The sequence below is a fragment of the Promicromonospora sp. NPDC050262 genome (assembly GCF_040655935.1).
GTDB lineage: Bacteria > Actinomycetota > Actinomycetes > Actinomycetales > Cellulomonadaceae > Promicromonospora.
Genome location: NZ_JBFAKX010000002.1, coordinates 410,349 through 432,710 on the forward strand (window position 1 = coordinate 410,349; position 22,362 = coordinate 432,710).

At 68.9% G+C, this 22,362-nt stretch carries 19 protein-coding genes; 7 read left to right on the top strand and 12 right to left on the bottom strand.

Features of this window, described 5'->3' with window-relative positions:
• Positions 1-121 precede the first annotated feature (121 nt).
• Together AB0I29_RS05290 and AB0I29_RS05295 are read left to right on the top strand one after the other, a co-directional pair.
• Complete coding sequence (locus AB0I29_RS05290) at positions 122-625, top strand: recombinase family protein (protein WP_357478879.1); 504 nt, start codon at positions 122-124, stop codon at positions 623-625.
• Positions 626-977: 352 nt separating this feature from the next.
• Positions 978-1,607, top strand: a complete 630-nt coding sequence (locus AB0I29_RS05295) for a TetR/AcrR family transcriptional regulator (RefSeq protein WP_357478882.1) — start codon at positions 978-980, stop codon at positions 1,605-1,607.
• A gap of 65 nt (positions 1,608-1,672) precedes the next feature.
• Here the strand turns inward: AB0I29_RS05295 and AB0I29_RS05300 are convergent, their stop codons facing one another.
• Complete coding sequence (locus AB0I29_RS05300; protein ID WP_357478885.1) at positions 1,673-3,295, bottom strand: DUF5597 domain-containing protein; 1,623 nt, start codon at positions 3,293-3,295, stop codon at positions 1,673-1,675.
• Between the two features lie 103 nt (positions 3,296-3,398).
• Here AB0I29_RS05300 and AB0I29_RS05305 point away from each other — a divergent pair, with 103 nt between their 5' ends.
• Positions 3,399-4,658 (top strand): MFS transporter, encoded by a 1,260-nt coding sequence (locus tag AB0I29_RS05305; protein ID WP_357478888.1) that lies wholly within the window; start codon positions 3,399-3,401, stop codon positions 4,656-4,658.
• Between the two features lie 386 nt (positions 4,659-5,044).
• On the opposite strand, the gene AB0I29_RS05310 is transcribed toward AB0I29_RS05305, so the two are convergent.
• The 5 genes from AB0I29_RS05310 to AB0I29_RS05330 form a co-directional block, all read right to left on the bottom strand.
• Positions 5,045-5,863: an NAD(P)H-binding protein gene (locus AB0I29_RS05310; RefSeq protein ID WP_357478891.1), complete on the bottom strand. Its 819-nt coding sequence runs from the start codon at positions 5,861-5,863 to the stop codon at positions 5,045-5,047.
• A gap of 443 nt (positions 5,864-6,306) precedes the next feature.
• Positions 6,307-6,777 (bottom strand): nuclear transport factor 2 family protein, encoded by a 471-nt coding sequence (locus AB0I29_RS05315; RefSeq protein ID WP_285106425.1) that lies wholly within the window; start codon positions 6,775-6,777, stop codon positions 6,307-6,309.
• A 78-nt stretch (positions 6,778-6,855) separates the two neighbouring features.
• Positions 6,856-7,221, bottom strand: coding sequence for a nuclear transport factor 2 family protein (locus AB0I29_RS05320; protein WP_285106424.1), 366 nt, complete (start codon positions 7,219-7,221; stop codon positions 6,856-6,858).
• A 232-nt stretch (positions 7,222-7,453) separates the two neighbouring features.
• The gene (locus AB0I29_RS05325; RefSeq protein WP_357478895.1) at positions 7,454-9,049 is read right to left on the bottom strand and encodes a RecQ family ATP-dependent DNA helicase; all 1,596 of its coding nucleotides are present in this window, start codon (positions 9,047-9,049) and stop codon (positions 7,454-7,456) included.
• 4 nt (positions 9,050-9,053) lie between these two features.
• The gene (locus AB0I29_RS05330) at positions 9,054-10,169 is read right to left on the bottom strand and encodes a nucleotide pyrophosphatase/phosphodiesterase family protein (protein WP_357478898.1); all 1,116 of its coding nucleotides are present in this window, start codon (positions 10,167-10,169) and stop codon (positions 9,054-9,056) included.
• A gap of 505 nt (positions 10,170-10,674) precedes the next feature.
• On the opposite strand from AB0I29_RS05330, the gene AB0I29_RS05335 reads away from it, so the two are divergent.
• A complete protein-coding gene (locus tag AB0I29_RS05335) occupies positions 10,675-11,460 on the top strand; it encodes an oxidoreductase (protein ID WP_357478901.1) in 786 nt (261 codons plus the stop codon).
• A gap of 123 nt (positions 11,461-11,583) precedes the next feature.
• Here the strand turns inward: AB0I29_RS05335 and AB0I29_RS05340 are convergent, their stop codons facing one another.
• On the bottom strand, positions 11,584-12,186 hold the full coding sequence (locus tag AB0I29_RS05340; protein ID WP_357478904.1) for a hypothetical protein: 603 nt from the start codon (positions 12,184-12,186) through the stop codon (positions 11,584-11,586).
• Between the two features lie 463 nt (positions 12,187-12,649).
• Here AB0I29_RS05340 and AB0I29_RS05345 point away from each other — a divergent pair, with 463 nt between their 5' ends.
• Both AB0I29_RS05345 and AB0I29_RS05350 read left to right on the top strand, forming a co-directional pair.
• Positions 12,650-13,375, top strand: coding sequence for an ABC transporter ATP-binding protein (locus AB0I29_RS05345; protein WP_357478907.1), 726 nt, complete (start codon positions 12,650-12,652; stop codon positions 13,373-13,375).
• Positions 13,372-14,697, top strand: coding sequence for an FtsX-like permease family protein (locus AB0I29_RS05350; protein ID WP_357478910.1), 1,326 nt, complete (start codon positions 13,372-13,374; stop codon positions 14,695-14,697). Before AB0I29_RS05345 ends, AB0I29_RS05350 begins: the two co-directional genes overlap by 4 nt.
• A gap of 177 nt (positions 14,698-14,874) precedes the next feature.
• On the opposite strand, the gene AB0I29_RS05355 is transcribed toward AB0I29_RS05350, so the two are convergent.
• Positions 14,875-15,558, bottom strand: coding sequence for a GntR family transcriptional regulator (locus AB0I29_RS05355; protein WP_357478913.1), 684 nt, complete (start codon positions 15,556-15,558; stop codon positions 14,875-14,877).
• 34 nt (positions 15,559-15,592) lie between these two features.
• A complete protein-coding gene (locus tag AB0I29_RS05360) occupies positions 15,593-18,346 on the bottom strand; it encodes a LuxR family transcriptional regulator (protein ID WP_285106414.1) in 2,754 nt (917 codons plus the stop codon).
• A gap of 154 nt (positions 18,347-18,500) precedes the next feature.
• Between AB0I29_RS05360 and AB0I29_RS05365 the strand changes: the two genes are divergently transcribed.
• Positions 18,501-19,460, top strand: coding sequence for an alpha/beta hydrolase (locus AB0I29_RS05365; RefSeq protein WP_357478917.1), 960 nt, complete (start codon positions 18,501-18,503; stop codon positions 19,458-19,460).
• Between the two features lie 161 nt (positions 19,461-19,621).
• On the opposite strand, the gene AB0I29_RS05370 is transcribed toward AB0I29_RS05365, so the two are convergent.
• The 3 genes from AB0I29_RS05370 to AB0I29_RS05380 form a co-directional block, all read right to left on the bottom strand.
• Positions 19,622-20,572 (bottom strand): SDR family NAD(P)-dependent oxidoreductase, encoded by a 951-nt coding sequence (locus AB0I29_RS05370; protein WP_357478920.1) that lies wholly within the window; start codon positions 20,570-20,572, stop codon positions 19,622-19,624.
• Positions 20,565-21,167, bottom strand: a complete 603-nt coding sequence (locus AB0I29_RS05375) for a type 1 glutamine amidotransferase domain-containing protein (protein WP_357478923.1) — start codon at positions 21,165-21,167, stop codon at positions 20,565-20,567. The genes AB0I29_RS05370 and AB0I29_RS05375 overlap by 8 nt, the downstream gene beginning before the upstream one ends.
• A 108-nt stretch (positions 21,168-21,275) precedes the next feature.
• A complete protein-coding gene (locus tag AB0I29_RS05380) occupies positions 21,276-22,343 on the bottom strand; it encodes a DNA topoisomerase IB (protein WP_357478926.1) in 1,068 nt (355 codons plus the stop codon).
• Between the last annotated feature and the right edge of the window lie 19 nt (positions 22,344-22,362).

Sequence of the window (22,362 nt, forward strand, 5' to 3'; positions counted from 1 at the left end):
CCGGCCGCGCGAGACGCCCAGCACCTGCGCGAGCTCGCGGTGGAGGAATGCGGCCCTGGCGGTTGCGCGCTGGGTGTGGTCCTGGCCTGAGCCGCATCCCGGGGAGGAAGTGGCTCAGTTGGTGTCGGCGGCGGCGTATGTGCGGATCTCGCAGGACCGTTCGGGTCTGCAGGCAGGGGTGCTGCGGCGGCAAGAGGACTGCCTGGACCTGGCGGCGCAGCTCAGCCTTCATGACCCCGCAATACTGGTCGATAACGACATCTCGGCCTGCGACGGTGGCAGGCGTCCCGGGTACGAGCTGCTGGTGGAGCAGATCCGTGCCGGGGTGAGGACCGTGGTCGAGCGGCATCCGGTCCGGATCGAGGTGGTCCGTGGTGGGGGCCTGGACCTGAACACGGTCGAAGGGCGGTTGATGGCGCGGCAATTGGTCGCTGTGGCGGCGTACGAGCCGGGCCACAAGTCCGACAGGATCAAGCGCGCAGCCCGCCGCGAGGCCGAGCAGGGCGCCTGGCACGGGCCGGCCCGGTACGGGTACTACGGGCCAGGTGGTGTCCTGATCCCCGAGGAGGCGGCCGTGGTCCGGCAGCACTCGCCTGTGCGGGCCGGATACTTCTGTCCCTTCTGACATGTTCTAAACCCTGCAGTTCCGGCACATTGATCCGCGAGCGGGCAGTCGAGGGTTGTTGAACGCGCGGTATCGAAGCTCCGGGAGGCGAGGCTCCGGCGGGGTGGGAGTCGGCTCAGACCAGCGCTTCGGGGATCAGGTCCCAGTCGCGGGGTGTGAGGTCGGGCCGGCGGTTCTCGTAGTCGCGGGACAGGAACCGGTGCACGGGAAGGCCGAGCTCGTACTCGAGCATCGTCCCGGTGGTTGGGGGGTATGGCGGTGTTGCTCACCAGCTTGGCGATTCAATGACGTCCTGTTCCGTCTCCTGCCACCGCTCCCGTCGCCGTGCTCGTGGTGCCGATAGGTTGTGGGGATGGTCAGCGAAGTACGCCCGTCCCGAGCCGCCGGGCCCCGGGGTGTGTACGCGAAGACTCCTCAGCGGCGGCGCGAGATCGTCGAGGCCGCCGCGGCGGTGTTCGCCGAGCGCGGCTACTCGGGCGGGTCACTTCGTCAGATCGCCAAGGACATCGGTGTGAGCGTCACCAGCGTGATGCACCACTTCCCGTCCAAGGAGCTGCTGCTGGAAGCGGTCCTGGACCATGCGGACGCCGAGGGGATCCGGGAGATCGACCTCGACCCGGCGCGCGACGGGGTACGGACGACGATCGTGCGGCTCGCGGAGAACGGACAGGGGCACCCCCACCTGCTGCGGCTGCTCGCGGTGCTGAGCTCCGAGGCGTCCGCGGCCGAGCACCCGGCCCACGAGTGGTTCGTCGCGCGGTACCAGCGCGTTGTGGATGGCATGACCGACTGGATCGCGGTGGACGAGAGTCTCGACTTGGCCCCGGGCACCGCCCGGGTGCTGGCGCGGCGGATCGTCGCCCTGTGGGACGGCCTGCAGCTGCAGTGGTTGTTGCGGCCGGACTTCGACCTGGTCGCCGAGCTGGACGGCGGGGTTGCGGCGCTGGCCGATCAGGCGCGCCGGTCCGAGCCGCCGCACTGAGCGTGCGGCGACCCGGTCGTGTCGTGGCCCGGTCGCCGCTGTCGCCCGGTTGCGCTGCAGGCCGGTCAGTCGAGCCAGTAAACCTCGCAGGTCGACACTCCACTGTGCTGTAGGGACATCGGGATCGGGAAGACCTCGGACTGCTGCTGCGCGAGCGCCGGGTGGAACCACGCGGTCCCGCCTGCCGTCTCGTCCCCGTTGAGACGGCGCAGCACCGGCCGCTCGCCGTCGTCGTGTGAAGGTGAGCGCGGGTGCTCGAGCACCGACAGCAGCCCGATCTGACGCACGCCGGCCGGGTCGTGGAACGTGAGAGTGAATCCGCGACCGGCGGCCAGGAACCGTGTCGCGCTCAGGCGGATCACGACGCCGAACGCGCCCTGGGCGGGAGCTGCGACCTCGCCGAAGGGGACGAGTCGTGTCGCCCGCAGCCGGACGCCACCGAAGTGGAGGTCGACGTGCGCGTCGGAGTCGGTTGACGGCGGGATGTGGAACCCACGGCGCTCGTGCCCTGGGTGGAGGTCGGGGTCGACGGCGGCGAGCAGTTCGAATCCGTCGCGCAGGTGGGTGGCCTCCGGTTCCGTGATCGAGTCGATGCCGAACGGCGAGACGCCGATCGCCCCGTGCTGCCCGACCGCGACGAACGCGTCGCCCACACCCTGGCCGTCCCGGCGCATCTCGGGGATGAACAGCCCGTCGGACGCGGCACCGTAGGTCACGCAGATCTCCGAGAAGTCCCCGAAGTAGATGTCCGGCACGATCAGGTCCAGGTGCGGAGCCAGCGCCCGCCAGAGCGGCAGCATGCCCGCGACCGGTCCGCCGCTGGGGTAGGTGCCGGGGCGCTGCCCACCGGCGAGCGCGGAACCGGGCAGGTCGATCTCGCTGTCGAGCCAGGTGTTCGTGAAGAACGGCAGGGTGGTGTGGGCGCGGCCGGCCCGCGCGACCGCGTCGATGTAGGTGGCGAAGCCCCACGTCATGAAGTGCTCGTCCGCGTCGAGCCCGTCGCCGAACGCAGAGGTCCAGTCGGGCTGCGGTCCGGTGATCCCGGCCGCCTCCAGCACGTCCGCCGGAGGCGCCGCGGTGAACAGTTCCTCGGCGTGCGGGTCGTGGTCACGCGAGTGGCCCAGCAGCCCGGGCTCGTTCTCCACCTGGACCATCAGCACCGTCCTGTGCTGCGCGTCGATCTCCTCGACGCGCAGGACCATCGCGGCGAAGGCGTGGGCGTCCGCCTCCCGCGTGGCCGCGCTGAACGGTGAGAGGGTGCCGGTTTGCGCTCCCTTCTTGTCGAGGCACCGTGGGAATCGATCGGGGTCGGTCTTGACCCACGCGGGCGCATACGACGACGCGCCGTTCTTGTATGCCCCGAACCACAGCAGGATCAGCCGCAACCCGGCCTCGCGGGCCGCGGCCACGAGCACGTCCACGACCGCCGGCTCGAATTGCCCCTCGACCGGTTCGAAGGCGTCCCACGGCACGGGCGCGAGAACCGTGTTCACGCCGACCGCTGCTGCCGCCGCGAAGGACGACCTGGCCGCCTCGGGTGTCGAGGCGGCGGAGTTGTGCACCTCTCCTCCACGGACCAGATAGGGCTGCCCGTCCACGACGAGCTGGGCGACGCCGGCGTCGTACCTCAGGGACGGGCCGGTGGCTGTGCGGCTCGTGGCCTCGACTGCGACGGGCACTGCGGGCATCTTTGCGCCTTCCTCTCGCGAATGTTCTCGAAAATGTAGCAGGTGTACGGGTTTGTGTTCTACGCTGCGACGGCAAGCCCCGGTCAATGCAAAGGAGCACCCTGTGACCACCCAACCCGACACCGTGCTGTCCGCGACGACGCCTTCCGCCGGACCGACACTGCCCCGCAAGCTCGGGCGCCTGGGCCCCCTGCTCTTCCTGGCCCACGCCGGCTGGATGCTTCCGTTCGCAGCGGCCGGCACCCTCGTCCAGGCCCTGATGACCGACCTGGACCCCGTGCGCAAGGTCGCGCTCTACGCGACGCTCGCCGCGGCCGGATCGCTGACGAGCATGATTGCCACGATCGTGTTCGGCACGCTCTCCGACCGCAGCCGGTCTCGGTTCGGCAGACGCAACCCCTGGATCGCCACGGGGGCTTTCCTGCTCGCGATCGCCTCGACGCTCATGTCGCTGACCAGCAGCTTCCCGGTCCTCGTCATCCTGTGGATGGTCGTGCAGATCGGCCTGGCGGTCGTCCTGGCGCCGCTCTTCGCGGTACTGCCCGACCGGGTGGCACAGCACAACCTCGGCAAGGCCTCGGCCCTGATCGGTGCCGGTCAGCTCGTCGCTCAGAGCCTCGGCGGCGTCGTCGCGGGCGCACTCGTGACCGCCCCGCGCGAGGGCCTGCGCTGGCTGCCCTGGCTGGTCGTCGTGGTCATGATCGTATTCGTCGTACTGTCTCCCGAGCGCGACAACCGCGACGAGCCGCGCGCCCCGCTGTCCGTGCGGGCCCTGCTGCGCTCGTTCGTCCCGCCGAGGGACCGCGACTTCCTGCTGGCCCTGGCGGGTCGCTTCCTCCTGCTGCTGTCGTTCATGATGATCCTGCTGTACCAGCTCTACCTGCTCACCGACTACATCGGCCTGAGCGTGGAACGTGCCGGCACCGTGATCGCCACCGGTGGCGTGATCATGGCTATCGCGTCCGGCGCGGCGACCCTGCTGTCCGGCCCGTTGTCCGACCGCCTCGGCCGGCGCAAGGCCATCGTCATGACCGCCTCCGTCATCTTCGCCCTCGCCGCACTCCCGCTCGCCCTGTCGGCTCAGCTCAGCTCGTTCTACGCCTTCCTGGCCATCGGCGGCTTCGCCTACGGCATCTACATCGCCGTCGACCAGGCGCTGCTCGCCGAGGTACTGCCCAGCGCGGAGGAGCACGCCAAGGACCTCGGCATCCTCAATATCGCGAACACGCTGCCCCAGGTGCTCGCACCCGTCATCGCGGGCGTCCTCGTCTCCAGCCTCGGCTACCAGCCCGTCTTCATCATCGCGATCATCCTCGCGCTCGTCTCCGCCGTCGTCCTCAAGCCGATCCAGCGCGCACGCTGAACACCCGGCGAGGTAGAACCTGCGTGCGTGCGGCGACCTCACCCACAAATGGCAGCCGACCCAGGCCGCCAGTCCCGAACGGGACTGGCGCGCCCTGGTTCGACGTGACAGCTGTCCCGGAGACCCGGCGGGACACGACCGCCCTGTTCGCTCCGTCAGCGCGCCCGACCGGTCGCCGTCGCGAGCCCGTTGCCGTCGGTGTCCGGGCTCGCGCCTCAGCGCGGTGGTGACGGGGTGTGCGTGCTCAGCGGTGGGTGCCTGACCAGGACGATGACCACGACCACAGGATCGCGGCGGTCAGGCTGACCGGGATGGGGATCACCGGGTCGCACAGGACCAGGACCGCGGCCACCGGGACGACGGTGTCGACGAGCCGGTCCGCGTGGTCACGCTGGGTCGAGCGCGTACGCGACGGCCTGCTCCAGGCTCGTCGGCGGGCGGCCGAGCACATGGCGCAGATCATCGGTCTGCCGTTCCAGAGCGCCGCCTCGCGCCAACGCCATCAGGAAACCCATCGGGCCTGAGGTGTCATCCGCGTCGTGATGCGCCACCGGTCTGCCTGTGGCGGCCGTGAGTGCTTCGGCGAGCTGTGGGTAGGTCCACAACGGCCCGGCCAGGTCGTAGGCGCGGCCGACGTGGGCGTCGTCGGTCAGAGCTATGGCCGCGGCGGCGGCCAGATCCGCCCGGGAGGCGGTGTTCAGTCCCCGCCCTCCCGACGCACTCACGAGCGTTCCGGATGCCACGGCCGTGCGCAGCCCGGCGTTGATGAAGGCGTCGGAGTAGAACGGGTGACGCAGGATCGTGTAGTCGAGCCCGCTCTCCACGACCGCTTGCTCGGTGCTGTGGTGGGCGGCGTTCATGCCGTCGCCACTGCGGTCCGCCCCGAGGAAGCTGGTGTACGCGATCGTGCGGACCCCCGCGGCGGTGGCTGCGTCGATCGCGGCCAGGTGCTGCGCCGTCCGCCGGTCGGTGTCCAGCGCGGGGGAGGAGATCAGCAGGAGCCGGTCCGCGCCGCGGAAGGCGGTGCGCAGGCTTTCGGGTTGGTCGTAGTCACCACGACGTACCTCGATGCCACGTGCGGCGAGGTCCGCGACCGTGCCCGGGTCGCGGACGGCGGCCACCAGCTGCCCGGCGGGGACACGGGTGAGCAGTTCGGACAGGACCAGCCGTCCGAAGGCGCCGGACGCTGCGGAGACAACGATCATTTCGATTACCCCATGATCAGGACGACGCGGCTCGTCAGTGGTCGGTGACGCCAGACAACACCGTGACGAGCACACCAGGCCACGGAATTTCGAAGTACCGGGACCTGCCCTGGGTCCTCCCACTCCCGGCGCCAGGCTCCGCGCCAGTCGTAGAGCGGTGCGGTGGTCTGGTACTCGCGCGGGTTGGGGATCCGGTCGTCCTTGCTGCCGGTAACAGTGGCACCGCCGAAGGTGCTCCGTGTGCCGTCCCACTGCTGGAGGGATGTTCACCGTGCCCGCGGCGGTAGCGGTGCGGTCCTTCCGGATGGGAGCACCTGGAGGTTAGATCTCTGACGCACCCCGATCCAGAGATGAGGGAGGGCCCGTCGTGCGCCAGGTTTGCGATGAGCCGGACATGGCGGGTGGTGTCATGTTTGAGCCCTCGCGGCGAGTGCTTCACGATGTCAGGTGATCGATGGCTTCGAAGGCCTCGTGTCGGTCCAGTCGAAGATGAGTCGCCGTGTCGCGATTCTCCACCCGTCGCTCGTTCGCACGAAGCGGTCGAGATAGCGGATCGACATGGTCACCAGGAACGTTTCGCCCTGATCATTGAGGATGTGGAACGCGATGCAGTACGTCTCGCCGTCAGCTTCGTCGTCGCCGACGAAGCTGACGGTTGATTGGCCGTTGAGGTACGTCGTCGCCTCATACTGCCTGATGAGGCTGGCGAACGTCTCCGCCAGACGATCGCGCCCTTCAATCTCGTCCAGCGGGTCGTTGTGGGCTGGGTCGCCGTTAAAGAGGATGACACGGCCGTCGTCCACGAACACGGACGCTTCCAAGCGGGCGTCACGGCGGTCGGCCCCACGAGCATACGTGTCGACGAGCTCGCGGATGGCGATGCGGTCCTGAAGCCGCTGGACGGTGTCGATCACAGACTTCCCTTCTCGTGGGGCGCGCCGCGCACGACGCGGTTCGTTCACGGCCGCTGCTGCATCGGTGGCGGAGTGCCGTTACGGCTGCTCGCCCTCGCCGAAGAACGTCGCAACGGTCTGGATGACGCCGTCCCGCACCGTGATCACGTCGACCCCGTGGATGACCGGGGCGCCCTCTGGCCCGAAGGCCCATGGCAACGCCCCGATCCCGTCGCCTACGTACTTGCGGCCGTCGGCCGCGAAAACGAACGCTTCCGGAGCCTGCTGCAGGATTTCCGCCGCCTTGGCCTCCAGCGCATCCCAGCCATGGACGACTTCCTCCGGGTCGGTGAAGCTGACCTCCGTGGCGTAAGTGCGCTCGATCGCAGCTCGCCGGCTGGCCGCATCGCGATTGCCGAACACCTGGAAGAGGTTCGCCTCGAGAAGTTCAGACACAGTTGCCATGGTGGTGACCTGCTTTCGACTGGAACGGATTCACGGGAAGAGTCGCACCCACGCCGCACGGGGGCAATGCAGCGGCTCGAAGATCAGTCAACTGACGTATGCCCACAGTTCTGTGTCAGTCCTGCCGCGGCGCGCTGACTGGTCCTGCAGGCGACGAACGCCGGTAGACGGGCCTCGTGCGATCAGGCGTGTCGGACTCTGTGCGTGACATGGCACGGCACCTTCTCGGCGATCATCCTTCGGGTTCGAGCAGATGGTTGTGCGTCATGAGCGCGGTCCGCAGCTCCTTGTAGCCGACCCGGTCGAACAGGACCGTCACGGTCGTCCCGTCGTACCGCTCGACCACGCCGGGGCCGAAGGTACGGTGCTTGACGCGGCTGCCGACTGGGAACGGCTGATCGGCGACCGGCACGGCCGTCCGGCCGGACAGGTCGTTGTCGCAGTTGCCGCACGGACCCTCGTACCGTTCACCGAAGTAGCTGAGCAGGAACTCGCGCCGGCAGCCGCCGTGCTCGGCATACGCCGCGACCATCTCCACCCGGGAGCGGGCGACTTCTCGCCGGTCGTGCTCGACCGCCGACGCCGCCGCGACCGCCTTGTCGACATCGGTACGCGCGGTGAGCTGGAAGCGGTGCGTGGCGGTGACTGCCCGTGCGTCGGTCAGCCGGCCCAGCGCGCGTTCGACGGTGGCCGGGCTGAGCAGGCTGACCGCGGCGAGCTCGGCGACGTCCGCGGGGTGGTGCTCGTCGATCGCGCTGGCGACCGCGTGGAGGTCCTCGTCGCGGACCCCGCCCGAGGCGAAGAACCGGTTGATCCCGAGATTGGCGTGACGGTAGAACAGCTCGATGTGGGCCGGTTCGCCGTCGCGTCCTGCGCGGCCGATCTCCTGGTAGTAGGCGTCGACGGAGCCCGGCGCTTCGGCGTGACTGACCCAGCGGATGCCGGGCTTGTCGATCCCCATGCCGAAGGCAACGGTCGCCACGACGACGCGGTGCCGGTCGGCGAGGAAGCCGTCCTGGACCTCGCGGCGCTCCTTTGCTGAAAGGCCCGCGTGGTAGGCCTGTGCAGATACCTCGGCGAGCCGGAGCTCTGCGGCCAGTTCCTCCGCGTGACGGTGGGTCGCCACGTAGACGACACCCGGTCCGCGCGATGACCGGACGTGGCTCAGCAGGCGCCGGTTCTTGGTCTCCTCGTCGGCGAAGGTGTGCACCGCGAGATTGAGGTTGGGCCGGTCGAACCCACCGACCACGACGGCGGGTGATCGCATCTGCAGGCGGTGGACGATTTCGTCGCGGACCGGCGGCGCAGCTGTAGCGGTCAGCGCGAGGAGCGGCGGCCGGCCCATCGCCTGGATCGCGGCTGGCAGCCGCAGGTAGTCGGGCCGGAAGTCTTGTCCCCATTCGCTGACCAGGTGAGCCTCGCCGACCGCCACGAGGTGCGGCCGGGAGTCGGCGAGCAGTTCGAGTACGTCCGCATGGGTGAGCTGCTCCGGTGACATCAGGACAAATCCTGGACGGCGTTCCACCAGCATCTCGCGCGCCTGGTGCTGTCCGGCGCGGTCGCCAGAGTTCAGCTCCGTGGCCTCAAGGCCACCCGTGGACAGCACCCGCACCTGATCCCGCTGTAGGGCGACCAGGGGACTGACCACAACGGTCAGGCCGCCCAAGGCCAGCCCGGCAAGCTGGTAGATCGCGGTCTTGCCCGTCCCTGTGGCCAGCACCGCCAGCGTGTCCTGCCCGTCGAGCACCGCCCCGACCGCTTCAGCCTGCCCGGGCCGCAACGCGTCGTACCCCAATCGCTCGCGCGCGAGCGCCGCGATGTCCTGCATCGTGTCAGCTCCCGTTCGCCGCGACCAGCAGAGGGACGAGCCGTTCCGCGTCACTCAGCGAACCGTGATGACCGACGAACCGGCTCAGCCGCGCCTCGGCCTTCGACCGGACCACGACCGACGATCCCTGCGCCGCCACCACGACGTCGCCGATGCGGGGCAACACCCGGTCGGCGACGCGCGGCCCGAACCAGCCCTGGTCGATCGCCTGCTGCCGCCGCAGCACCTGGGCCCGGTCGCCGAGCACTCCACGCCAGTTGTCGACGACCTCGTCCACCGCTCCGGCCTCGACGTACAGGTAGCGCACGCGGCCCTCGCCGCCGAGCATCCGCACGCCGTCCCGGAGGTCGGGCTCGGTGTCGAAGTCGATCCGATCCTGCTCGCCCGCGGTGACCATCCCGTGATCGGCGGTGATGACCAGCATCGCGTCGCGCGGAAGCCCGTTCGCGATCGTCGCCGCGACGTGGTCGATCACGCTCAGCTGGTAACACCACGCGTCGCTGCCCGGGCCGTAGCCGTGACCGAGGCCGTCGAGATCCGCGTGGTAGGCGTAGCAAAGGATCCGGTCGTGCTCCCGCAGCGCATGCAGCACCTGGCTGATCAGGTTACCCAGTGCGTGCACCCCTCGCACCTCACCACCTCGCAGTACGGCGCGGGTCAGGCCGCTCGCCTCGATCTCCCGTGGCGCTACCAGCTGCACCGGCACCCCGGCCTCGACGGCCTGCTCGAACACGGTCCGCTCCGGCTGCACCTTCTCAGGTACGAGGCGGTCCCGAAGGTCCAGCCCTTCTCCCTGCCTGTGCCATCCCAACGCGTTGAGCAGTTCGCCGTCGACAGCGAACGTGTACCCGACCACGCCGTGCTCTCCCGACAGCCGCCCGGTCCCGAGCGACGCGAGACTCGTCGCAGTCGTCGAGGGAAACCCCGAGGCGATCGGCGCCTGCATCAAGGACGCCAGGAACGGCGCGTCCCGAGTATGTGCCCGCAGCAGTTCCCACCCCAGCCCGTCCACCACCAGCAGGCACACCTTCCGTGCTCCCGGCAGCCCGAGCCCGTTGGCGCCCCCAGGAACCCCCATCCCCGCCAGCACAGCCGGTCCCACCTCAGCCAGTGTGTGCACGCGACGTCCCTTCTCCTCACCACCAGTCTGAAGCAAACTGATCCCAAGGCGCCTGACCAGTGCGTCGTCCCAGCATCAGCCATCCAGTACTCGTCGACGGTGTGCGGGTGATTCTCGCCGTCCTGCCGCCAGACCTTGCGGGCGGCGGCCCCACGCCGGTCCGCTGTCCAGAGAATGCTCGTGGTTCTTGGATCGCTCCCCAGCGATGCGGCCCGGCTCCTGATGAATCGAGCCTGAAGGACTACAAGCCCCGGGCTGCGGGTCGGCCTATGCTCAGCACGAGCAGGAGGCGCAGGCACAAACGATGGCCCGGACACGGGGTAGGTGCCCGGCACTGGGCAATGGGGTTTCCCGGACACGAGCACGAGCCGGCGCCTGGTCTGGTTGACGGAATCAGAGAAGTTCCTGTTACCAAACCCCACACCGGACGCGTCCGTGAACTCCCAGGTCGTCAGGTCCCGGTTCTTTCGGGGCAAGTGCGTGCACGAACGAGAGGAATGACGCCATGGACCTCGGGTTGAACGACAAGGTTGCCATCGTCACGGGTGCCAGCCGGGGAATCGGGCTGGCCATCGTGGACGGTCTCGCGCGGGAGGGCGCGAAGATCGTTGCGGTCGCCCGGACCCTGACCCCCGAGCTGGAAGCGCTGGCTGCGACGGGCGTGACGCCCTTCCTGGTCGATGTCACGGCAGAGGACGGTCCGACGGCGATGGTGGAGGCGGCCGTAGAACGGTTCGGTCAGCTCGACATCCTGGTCAACAACGTCGGCGGGGTGCGGCCTCGAACCAGTGGTTTCCTGGAGGTCAGCGACGCCGACTGGAACTGGGCGCTGAGCCTCAACCTGATGTCCGCAGTCCGTGGTACCCGTGCGGCCCTGCCTGAGCTCATGAAGCGTCCGGCATCGAGCATCGTGACGATCAGCTCGGTCAACGCGGTCCTGCCAGACCCTTCGGTGATCGACTACAGCGCGGCCAAGGCGGCACTGTCGAACTTCTCCAAGTCGATCTCCAAGGAGTTCGGACCCCGCGGTGTGCGCGCGAACACCATCAGCCCAGGGCCGGTGGAAACCGGTCTGTGGCTGGGGCACGACGGCGTGGCCGAGACCGTCGCGCAGGCGACCGGCAAGGACCCCGCCGCAGTCGCGGCCGACGCTGTTGCCGGGATCCCGACCGGAAGGTTCACCACCCCACGCGAGGTGGCGGACTTAGCGGTGCTGCTGGCCAGTCCCCGGACCGCCAACGTCACGGGCAGCAACTACGCGGTCGACGGCGGCCTGCCCGAGACGCTCTGACCCAGCCAGGAACCAGACGTGAGTTCGTGACCTAACTGGACAGGTGCGGAGGTCGCGCCCGGCGCGTGAGCCGGGGTACGGGTGCCAGACCGCTGGGGGAGAGCCGAGGTTCGGGAGCGCGCCTCACAAGCGAGGGGCTTGTTCCGCCAGCTGCCAGAGGTATAAGCACGCGAGCGTCCGGTATGGCCGCCACGCCTCGGCGATGCGTGTGAGCTCGGCGGGGGTAGGCGCTTTCGGCAGGCCGTAGACCTTGGCGACGACCCGGCGTAGTTCCAGGTCACCCACGGGCAGCACGTCCGGGCGGCGGAGATGGAAGACCAGGAACATGTCGGCGGTCCAGATGCCGATGCCCTTGACCACGTCGAGCTTCGCGATGACCTCGTCGTCGGGCAGCTCCTGCAGCCGGTCGAGGTCGAGAGCACCGGAGAGCATGCACTCGGCGAGCGAGCGCAGCGACGTCATCTTCCCGTGGGACAGGCCAGCTCCCGTGCGCAGTTCCTCGGGATCCTCCGTGAGCAGCTCCTGCGGCGTCGGCAGGCGATCACCGTGCCGCTCCTTCAGCTTGCGGAAGATCGACCGCGACGCGTAGCCCGAGATGTTCTGGCTCACGATCGCGCGGACAAGTACGCCATAGCCGTCCTTGGGGATGTCCGGATCGCGCAAGGACTCCGGATCAGGCGGCAGCCCGGGCGGCGCGCCGGCGCCACCGCGGGCGATCTCGTCCATGACCTGTCCGAGAATCGGGTCGACCTGCCGCAAGTGTTCCTCCGGAGTCATACCCGAGACGGCACGCGGGGTCGGGACGAGTCAGCGAGATGATCGGCGGTGCCTGAGGTGCTCCTCTGGGGTCCGGCGGCATCTGATGTCCGGAGATCGCCGGCGTCAGACGGTGAGGAAGAGATCGCGGTCGATCACGATGTCCAAACTTCCTCCTGAGGATGCAAAGCAGGAGACTCCGGTGAGCGCCACAGCAGAACGAATCCGGGGGAAATCGCGCAACCGAAGGTCGTTACTGCCCGCCATCAGCCGGCGCCGGGCAGACGTGACGTCCTGCAACGCGGTGCTCCCTCGTCAACGAGGGTGCTCGATACCCACACTGACCGCGTCAGATACGTCATCGGACGGATGGCTGCCCGTCGCAGATCCGGAATCCTCGTGGACCATGGCGAAAGAACGACTGGATTCCGACATGCACGCCGTCCTGACAGCGAGCGACGTCCGAAAGACGTTCCCCGCGGCGTCCCAGGGTGGGGAAGTCGAGATTCTCCACGGCGTGTCGGTCAGTGTCCATGCCGGCGAGATGGTGAGCATCGTCGGGCCCAGCGGATCAGGCAAGTCAACGCTGCTCTACTGTCTCGCCGGACTCGAACGACCCTCTTCCGGCGTGGTCACGATCGATGGCGTCGACATTGGTGCTCTGTCTCCGCGCCGGCTGGCCGTTCTGCGGCGCAGGCGCGTCGGCTTCATCTTCCAGTCGTACAACCTCATCCCGTCGCTGACTGCCGCGCAGAACGTGGCACTGCCGGCGCGGCTCGCGGGCCGTCACCCGGCCAGGCAGGAGATCACCGGGGCGCTGCGGTCAGTCGAGCTCGAGGCACTCGCCGACTCCCGGCCGGGCTCAATGTCCGGCGGTCAGCAGCAGCGCGTGGCGATCGCCCGGACGTTGCTGGTCAAGCCAGCTATCGTCTTCGCCGACGAACCAACCGGGGCGTTGGACGCCGCCTCGGGGCGCCGAGTCCTGGACCTGTTGCGTTCGGTCAGCGATGCGGGCAGCGCCGTGCTGATGGTGACCCATGACCTGGAGTCGGCCGCCCGATCGGACCGAGGCATCGTGCTCCGCGACGGCACGGTCCACCAAGAGCTGGCCGAACCGACTCCGGAGCAACTCCTCGACGCCGTCGCGGCGGCGGCATGATGGTCGCACTCCTTTGGTCGGACCTTGTCGAGGACCGCCGCGTATGGACCGGCACTTTCGGCGTCCTTGTCGCGGCAGGACTGGCAGCGGGCATCCCCGCGACCCTGATTGAGACGGCATGGCGCTTGCAGGCCACCGAAAGGCTCGCGCTGCTGGCAATCACCGGCACCGTCATCGTCCTGACACTCGTCAGCGTGCTGGCTGTTCTGGCGTCGGCGGTACGCACCGTGATCGAGCTGCGCCGGCAGAGGTTTGCGCTCTGGGCGCTCGTGGGGATGGTGCCTGCCCAGACGGCCCGTCTGCTCCTCGTCGAGGTTGCCATCGTGGCGGTGCTGGCCACCGCGGTCGGGACGGCCGCAGCCGTAGCAGTGTGTCCTGCTGTCGTGCGGTTTCTGCTGCACGGTTCGAGCGGCCTCGACACCACTCGGCCCACCTTGTCCTGGGTATCGGCTGCCCTCGCTGCGGCGTGCGCGGTACTTGTCGCCGTCGTCGCAGCGGTCCCGCTGGTCCGGCGGGCGTCGCAGACCGCGCCGCTCGCGCTGCTGCGACGCTCGCGCCGAAACGATGTCCGCACCTGGAGCCGCGTCGCGGTCGGGGTATCTCTGACCGCGGTTGCCGTTTCGATGATGCTCGCTATTCCGCGGTCCCTCGCAACCGGTGCCGCGCAGGCCGTGCTGATCGGTCCGGTGCTGGTCGCCGCCACGAGCGTGACCTCTGCTCTCTTCGCGCCGGGCTTCGTCCGGTCGTGGACCCGGCTGGTACCGGACCGGCTCTCGCTCTCGTGGGCGCTCGCTCGTGCGGCAGTCGTCGACGACCCCTACCGCAGCAGCGCCGCGATCACCGCCTTCCTCGTCGCGATCGGACTGCCTTGGACCTTCCTGGCCGCGCAGCAGACGGTCGCAGCCGCGACCGGCGGCGGGTCCGGGGACCCTCGACCGCTCGCGCTCCTGCTCGGCGGCCCCACCGTGCTGGCGGTCACGGGCGCCGCTGCCGGGCTCCTGATGGCGAGCCGCGTGCGTGAACGGGACCGTGCGCTGCTCACCGTCGCGGGAGCGGGACGGGCCTTTTCCACCCGCGTCGCGCTGTTCGAGACACTGATCCTGGTCGTCTCCGCCGCGCTGCTCGCCACGGTGATCGCGACCGTCGTCAGCGGCGGCACGAGCCTGCTGCTCGCGGGCGCAGGTGTGCGTGTGGCGCCCGAGTTGGCCTGGGGCGTTGCGGGGCTCCTCGTCGGGGTTTGCCTCGTGCTGGCTTTGGCCACGACAGTGGCGACCATCACGCGGCGGTCGGACCGGACCCTGGCGGTGATCCTGGCAGGCTGACCAGACGGCCAGGCCCGCCAGGCGCCGTACTGGTTCGCTGCGCGGCGTGCGCTGAACCACCGTTTCAGCCCACCAGGTGTTGCTCAGTGACTACCCGCAAGCAGTTCCGCACGTTGCAGGAGCGGCGGCGGAGCTGTTCGCCTGGTCCAGGCCAGTGATCTTCCTTGAGCGCGTGGGTCATCTTGCCGTGGCCCGAAGGCTGGCAAGCTGTTCGCGGCGATCACCGAGGATATGCGCTTCCCAGGCAGTGATCGCTGGCCGGGGGTCTCGGGTGCGTTGAGCTTCGAGGAGGAGCTCGGTGAGCTCGACGTGCCGTTGCAACTGGGTGGAGACGATGAGCTCGGGAGGGTCGGTGCTGTTGAGCCACGTGCGCACCTGGTCGAAGATGTCATCGATCCGACTGATGAGGCGCGGAAGGCCAGTGAGCGCGACCACCTCCCGGTGAAACGCAAGGTCGGCCTGCGCGATCTGCGCCCACCGTCCCGACTCCGACGCATGATCGATGGCCTCGAGTCTGTCCTGCAGCGGCGAGAGATCACTGTGGTTCGCCACGAGAAAGTAGATGGCCGCGGACTCGTCGGCGAACCGCAGGAGCTGCAGCTCGGACAGCGACTCACGGTCGATGCTCACGACTCGACAGGGCTTGTTCGGCAGCTTGATGACCAGTCCGCTCAGCGCCAGCCGATCGAGTGCTTGACGAACCGGCGCACGACTTACACCGAGCTCCGTGGCGAGAACCGAGTCCTTCACCGGCGCCCCGCCCGCCAGCTGCCCGGACAGGATGCGCTCGCGGATGATCGTGTGCACCTGATCGGCGATCGGTCTGCTGTCGATGACCCCATCGTTGGCGCTGCCTGCCATGACTTGGGCTTCTCCTGTTCTGGTGTGCGATGTCCTAGATCGTATGGCCGGCGTTGGTCAATGCGTCACGGAGCTGCGCACGGCTGGCGATTCCGAGCTTGGGAAAGGCCTTGTAGAGGTGAGTGCTGACGGTGCGGTGCGAGAGGTAGATCCGGTCGGCGATCTCCTTGTTGGTCATCCCGCGCGCTGCCAACAGTGCGACCTGTAGCTCTTGCGGTGTCAGGACGGTAACCGCCGGCCACGAACCCTGGTCGGGTCGGGGGAGCACTTCGCCAGCAGCTCGCGCCTCTGACGCCGCGCGGTCGGCGAGCATCTTGGCCCCGACCGCGTCGAACACGGTCAGTGCGTTCTTCAGGTGAGGGCGTGCGTCGACCGGGCGTCGCTCTCGCCGAAGCCACTCCCCGAAGAGCAGGTGGGTGCGCGCCAGCTCGAACGGCGACTCGCTGAGCTCGCCGGCGCGGACTGCGCCGCGGAAGTGCTCCTCGACGGCCACCGCGTCGCCGTCGGCCTCGGCGATCAGTGCTTTGCTCCGCCCGACGAGCGAGGTGAGGAAGGCAGAGCGGTAGGCGCGCGAGGCCTGGTCGGCGGCGGTCACGTTCTCCCGTATGGTGTCGACCCGGTCTGCTCGAACCGCGGCCTCTGTGCGGTCGGCGATGGCCCACAGGGCTCGGGTGGGGTGCACGCTCATGTGGGTGAACTCGATGAGTGCGTCGCGGTAGTGGTTGTGGGCGAGCGCTACGATTCCGGTCGCCCACCGGGATTCCGCGTTGGCCATGGCGAGTGGGTTGGCGGTTGCGATCTCGCGCAGGCGTGCCAGCGCGTCGTTCATGGCGGCGGGCTCGCCCAGGATGGCATAGGCACGCGCCACGGTTGCCACGCACATGGTCTCGATGAGCGGCTGGGTCGTGTCGCGTGCCATGCGGCCAGCGAACTCGGCGTCGGCCAGACCCTCGCGGATCCGGCCGCGGAGCAGGAGGAGCGACGCCCGGCCGCGCAGCGCCTGCGCCTCGTCTGCCGGGGCTCCTCGTTCGTGGAACAGCTCACGGCTCAGGCCCCAGCACGTCAGGGCCGTCTCGAGGTCCTGCAACGACTCGGCGGCGATCGCGAGCGAGACCATACCGAGCGGGAAGTGCCGCAGTTCGGAGACCAACCGGGGCAGCTGAGCCCGGATGTCCTCTTCGACCTGACCGAGGGGCGCCAGGAGGGCGAGCGCGACCGGCTTGAGCGGGCTGTCGGTGTCGACTGCCCGGATCTGCGCTTCCAGCCGGCGCCAGTCCTCCGGGGGGAGGTTGCGTCCTCGAGCGTTCAGAGCTGCGCCCCACAGGATCTGGACTCGCCGGGCAGCGTTTTCCGCGCCCGGTAGTCGAGAAGTGATCGCCGTCCAATCGGCACGAGGATGACCGCCCAGTCCCGTGGTCAGGCTGAGCGCGATGCGTGTGGTGGCGAGTTCGGCGAGCGTCTGCGGCTCCGTGGCGATCTGGTCCGCCTCGTTCAGGATCTCCAGAGCTTCCTCACCCATACCTGCCGCCCGGGCCGCATCAGCGGCGCAAGACAGGCGTCTTGCACGATCTGCCACCTGCCCCGAGAGGGCCGCAGCCCGCTGATAGCCGGCAGCAGACTCGCTCAGCGCACCCTTCGAACGAGCACGGCGAGCGGCGTCCTCCATCGCCTCGGCCACTGTGTCGTCTCGTTCGAAGGTGGCAGCTGCCTGGTGCCAGACCGCCCGGGCCGGGTCACGGATCGAATGGGCGAGTGCGGCGTGCATGCCCTGCAGGCTCGCCGTCGATGCGGACCCCAGGACCGAAGCCCGCAGCAGCGGATGCCGGAACTGCGGCCGGCCGTCAACAACGCGGAGCAGCCCACGGTCTTCCAACGGGGCGAGGTCGTCGAGCCCCAGGCCGACGGCCTTCGCCGCCTCAAGGATGTCCACCATGGGTGCGTCGTCCGCCGCCGCGGCGAGCAGCAGCAGACGGCGACTGCTCGGGTTGAGTCCGGCGGCCTGGGCAAGAAACGCGCGCTCCAGCGCGCTGGTGGTCGGCAGCGCCGAACCCAGCTCTGCCTGATTTGTTTGCGCGAGCAGAGCAGCGGACAGCTCGCTCAGCGCGAGGGGATTACCGGCTGCTTCTCGCAGTATGCGTCTGCGCGCAGCGGCAGGGAGGCCGGCTGCGTTCCGAGCCAGGAGTTCTGCCGCTGGACCTTCATCCAGTGGCGCCACCCACATCGTCTCGACCGGCATCACGAGTTCGGGCGCAGCTCCCCACGACGGGCGGCTCGTCGCGACCATCAACACCGGGGCTCCCTCCAGCCGCAGGCTGACGAAGGCGAGGGTGTGCGCGGTGGCGTCATCGATCCAGTGCAGATCTTCCACGGCGAGGAACAGGGGCTGCCGCACGGCGGCCTCCTCGAGCAGCCCCAGCGTGGCTACTCCCACAAGGAGCCGGTCTGGCGCCGGGCCGTCGGCCAGCGAGAACACGGTGGCGATCGCCTCTCGCTGGCGGGCCGGCAGTGCGGGCAGGTGATCGGTGAGCAGCGGGTGCAACAGCTCGTGGAGCGCGCCAAACCCAACCGGGGACGCGTCCTGCAGCCCGGTGCAACGCAGCACCCGATAACCAGATCGCCCTGCTTCTGCAACCGCGGCTCGCAGAAGCGCGGACTTGCCGATCCCGGCGTCCCCCTGGATGAGCAGGGACGTCCCGGCTTCATCTGACCTATCGACCAAACTGCTCAGCCGACTCAGTTCGTTCGTTCGCCCGACCATGTCGTGGGCGAGTGTGGGCCGTTCTGACACGCCGCCAGACTAAGCGCCCCGCAGGCAAAGTGTCGACACTAGACACTTCGCCCCCCGATCTACGTCACGCCACGGATGCCCTGCGCCCAGCGTCTCGATCACAGTGTGAGGACTGGCAAGGAGCCAGGGAAGTCACGAGTTTGGAGACTTGAACATGCCTGGAAACCCCAAGGGCGTCGCTCTCGAGCCGGCCGCTCAGGCCTTCGTCGACGCTACGTCGGCCCCGCCGTTCCTGTACGAGCTCCCGCCGGAGGAGGGCCGCAAGGTCGTCGACTCGGTGCAGGACACCCCGATCGAGAAGCCGGACGTCGACGAAGAGTGGGTCGAGATCACCGGCGGGCCGACCGGCAGCGTGCGACTTCGCATCGTCAAGCCCATCGGCGCCGACGGCGACCTGCCGGTGATCCTGTACGTCCACGGCGCCGGCTGGGTGTTCGGCAACGCTCACACGCACGACCGCCTCGTGCGTGACCTCGCGATCGGGTCCCACGCTGCGGTCGTGTTTCCGGAGTACGACCGGTCGCCGGAGGCGGCGTACCCCATCGCGATCGAGCAGTCGTACGCGGCTGCCCAGTGGGTGACGAGCGCTGGCGGCGACAAGGGCCTGGACACCACCAGGATCGCGGTGTCAGGTGACTCCGTGGGCGGCAACATGGCGATCGCGCTGGGCCTTCTTGCGAAGTCGCGCGGCGATGTCCGGTTCCTGAAGCAGGTGCTGTTCTACCCGGTGACGAACGCGGCGTTCGACACCGAGTCCTACGAGGAGTTCGAGGTCGGCTACTTCCTCAGCCGCGAGGGTATGAAGTGGTTCTGGGACCAGTACACGACCGACGAGTCGCAGCGCGCCGAGAGCACCGCATCACCGCTGCGGGCGAGCCTTGAGGAACTGGCCGGACTTCCCGACACGCTGATCATCACCGCGGGCGCCGACGTCCTGCGCGACGAGGGCGAGGCGTTCGCTGCGCGACTGCGGGAAGCCGGCGTCAAGGCCGCGAACGCGCGTTTCGGCGGGATCGTGCACGACTTCGCGATGGTGAACTCGTTGCACGACACCGAGTCGGCCAAGCACGCCATCTGGCTGGCCACCGCATCCCTGCGCGACGCCTTCCAGTAGTCGCAGGAACGCCCATCGTGCGTCGGTCCCTAGCGCGCAGGGGGCGTGAGCGGAGCCGCACCTTGCGCGATCAGGACTGTCGACGATGGTGCCAGTCGGCGGTCAGCGTGAAGAACGGAACGGCGTGGTGCGCCACCCGGCGCCCCGCGCCGTTCTCCATGTCATCGAGCAAGTGCGCTGGCGCCGAGCTCCCAGAGTCGGTCCGCATTCGCCGGGTCGATCGCATGGCGAGCAACACCAGTAGCGTGCCCCTCGCCCGTCTCGACGACAGGTGCCTCCTGGTTGTCCTCGAAGTACTTTCCGGTGACATCGGCTGTGAGCGGCGATGCAGCCAAGAGCACCGACGTAGCAGCGCCTTGGGCTGTGGACTTGAAGTAGGACTGGTCAATGCGGTTGCCCTCGTCGTCCATCGCTCCCATCGCCCGAAGCGTGTCATCGTCAAGGTGCCGCTGCAGCCGGGTGGTGATCCAACCTGGCATCAGAGCGTTGGCGGTGATGCCGTCACCGTCCCATCGGCGTGAGATGCCGACCGCCAGGAGCACGTCCGCGGACTTGGACTGGGAGTAGGCGTTCCATCGGTCGTAGTCACGCCGTTCGTACTGGGGGTCGGTGAAGTCGACGCCGGCGCGCAGGTGCGCCGCGGAACTCACCAGCACCACGCGACCGCCCGCTCGCGCCAGCGGGACGTGCAGGCCCAGCGCGGTCTTGAAGTGACCGAGATAGTTCGTGGCCAGCTGCATCTCCCAGCCTGCGCCACTGACCTGTCGCCGCGGAAGCGCCATGATGCCGGCGTTGCCGATCAACCCGTCCAGTGCACCGCTCCACCCGGCCGTGAACTGCTCGACACTGTTCAGATCGGCAAGGTCCAGGTAAGCGACGTCGATCTGACCAGCTACAGGTCCCACCGATGCCAGCCACGTCCGCGCCGCCCCAGGATCCCGCACGCCGATCGTGACCTCCCCTCCCCGGCGTGCCAGAGCGAGCGTGGTCTGCGCGCCGATTCCTGACGCGCCACCGGTGACGACGAAGCGCTTGCCAGCCAGGTCGACGTCGGTGAGTACGTCATCGGCAGTCGCGCTGGCACCGAATGGAGTCTGCAATAGCTCACTCATGGTGTGCTCCCGTGTCCTTCGCGTCCGCGAGACGCTCCAGGAACCTGGCCAGCTCGCGGGGCATGTCGCCAGGCTTGCGCGAGGTGATGTACTGGCCATCCTCGACGACGGGCTCGTCGAAATACTCCGCGCCCGCCTCCCGAACCTCAGGGGCCACGTCACGCCACGACGTCATGCGTCGACCGGTCGCCAGGCCTGCCGAGATCAGGATCTGCGGACCATGGCAGACGGCTCCGATCAGACGGCCCGTGTCAGCGAAGTCGTTGACGAATTTCAGCGCCTCCGGGATCTCTCGCACCTCGGACGGAGCGAGGCCACCCGGGATGAACAGTGCGTCGTAGTCGGAGGCGGTGGCGTCGTCGATCCGTGTGACGCCAGTCTTCAGGGCCAGGCCCTTGTACCCGTTCACCTCGTCACCAGCGGGCGTGAGCACGTCGACGTCGTACCCCTCCTCGGTGAAGCGGTAGTACGGGTAGAAGAACTCGATGTCTTCGACCCGGTCCGCGGTCAGGATCGCGATGCGCCCCTTGGGCTCGACCTCCGCACGGATCGCCGCGCGGTTGTCCGGGACGTGGATGTTGGTTGTGGTGGGCATCTCTCTTGTCTCCTTCTGAGGGCTGAGTCCCTCACCCCGGAATGAACGTTCGATGAGTATCGAACATTCCGGGGTGCGGTTCTTTGACGGAGCGGCAGGCTCGACAGCTCACGACAGGTTCGTGGACGGCGCAGCACGGTCCGCGAGCTGCCGGGTCATGGTGCGCACGACGTCGTCGACGTGCAGCAGCGCGCGGACGTCGCGGGTCGCGACGCGGGCCGACGCCACGTCGACCGCTGCGCGCACCTCGCCACTCGTGCCGGCGTGGAAGGCGGCGGGATGGACGTATGACCGACGGGCCACCGCGCGCGTATTTCCCAGCAGGTGCGCCGCGACGTCGATTGCGCCGAGATCGGGGCGGCGTGACTGGGGGGCGTCGTGCGCCGTCGCCCCACCGAGCATCGCCATCACGGCGGCGGTGCCACCCCAGGTGCGGAACGTCTTCGCGGTGGCGTGCTCGGCCACCACGCCGTGGATGTACGCGTTGACCACGGTGCTACTGATGGGGTGAAGCGCGCGCGCGGTCCGCGCCGCGAACACGCGGCCGTCCGGCGCGGGACGCTGCTCGAGCAGCTCCCGCACGACCTCTGTCACGGCGGCGTCCTCGATCTCGACACGCCAGGGCCGGTGCTCCTTGCCGACGAACGTGAACACCACGGCGGTACCGTCGACGGCGACCTGCTCGCGGGTCAGCGTGGTGAGCCCGTAGGTCTCGTTGTCTCGCGCGTAGCGCCCGTTCCCGACGCGGAACAGGCCACGGTCGAGCAGCCGCACCGCCGTCGCGGCGACACGCAGCACCTGCCGGCACTCGTCGTCGGAACTCGCAGAGGTGATGTCCCGCCCCACCCGGGCGCGGAGCTGCGGGAGTGCGCCGGCGAAGCCAAGCAGGTCGTGGAACTTTGCTCGTGCTGCATTCTCGGTCGCTCTCGCCGAGTACCTGTACTGCGTGCGGCCTCGCGCGTCGACGCCGGTCGCCTGGATCCGGGCGACCGGGTCGTTCGAGGCCCACACGTCCGTCCATCCGGGCGGGACGGACAGTGCACGGAGCCGCGCGAGTTCCGCGGCGTCCTGCACGGGAGCCCCGGCGTCGTCCACCCACACCTGGCGCCGCCCGGGGAGTCGGTGCAGGCCCGGGCCACGGCAGAGTCTCACCGCGGAGGTGCTCGCGTGCGTCATGAAATGAAGCTAGGCCGAG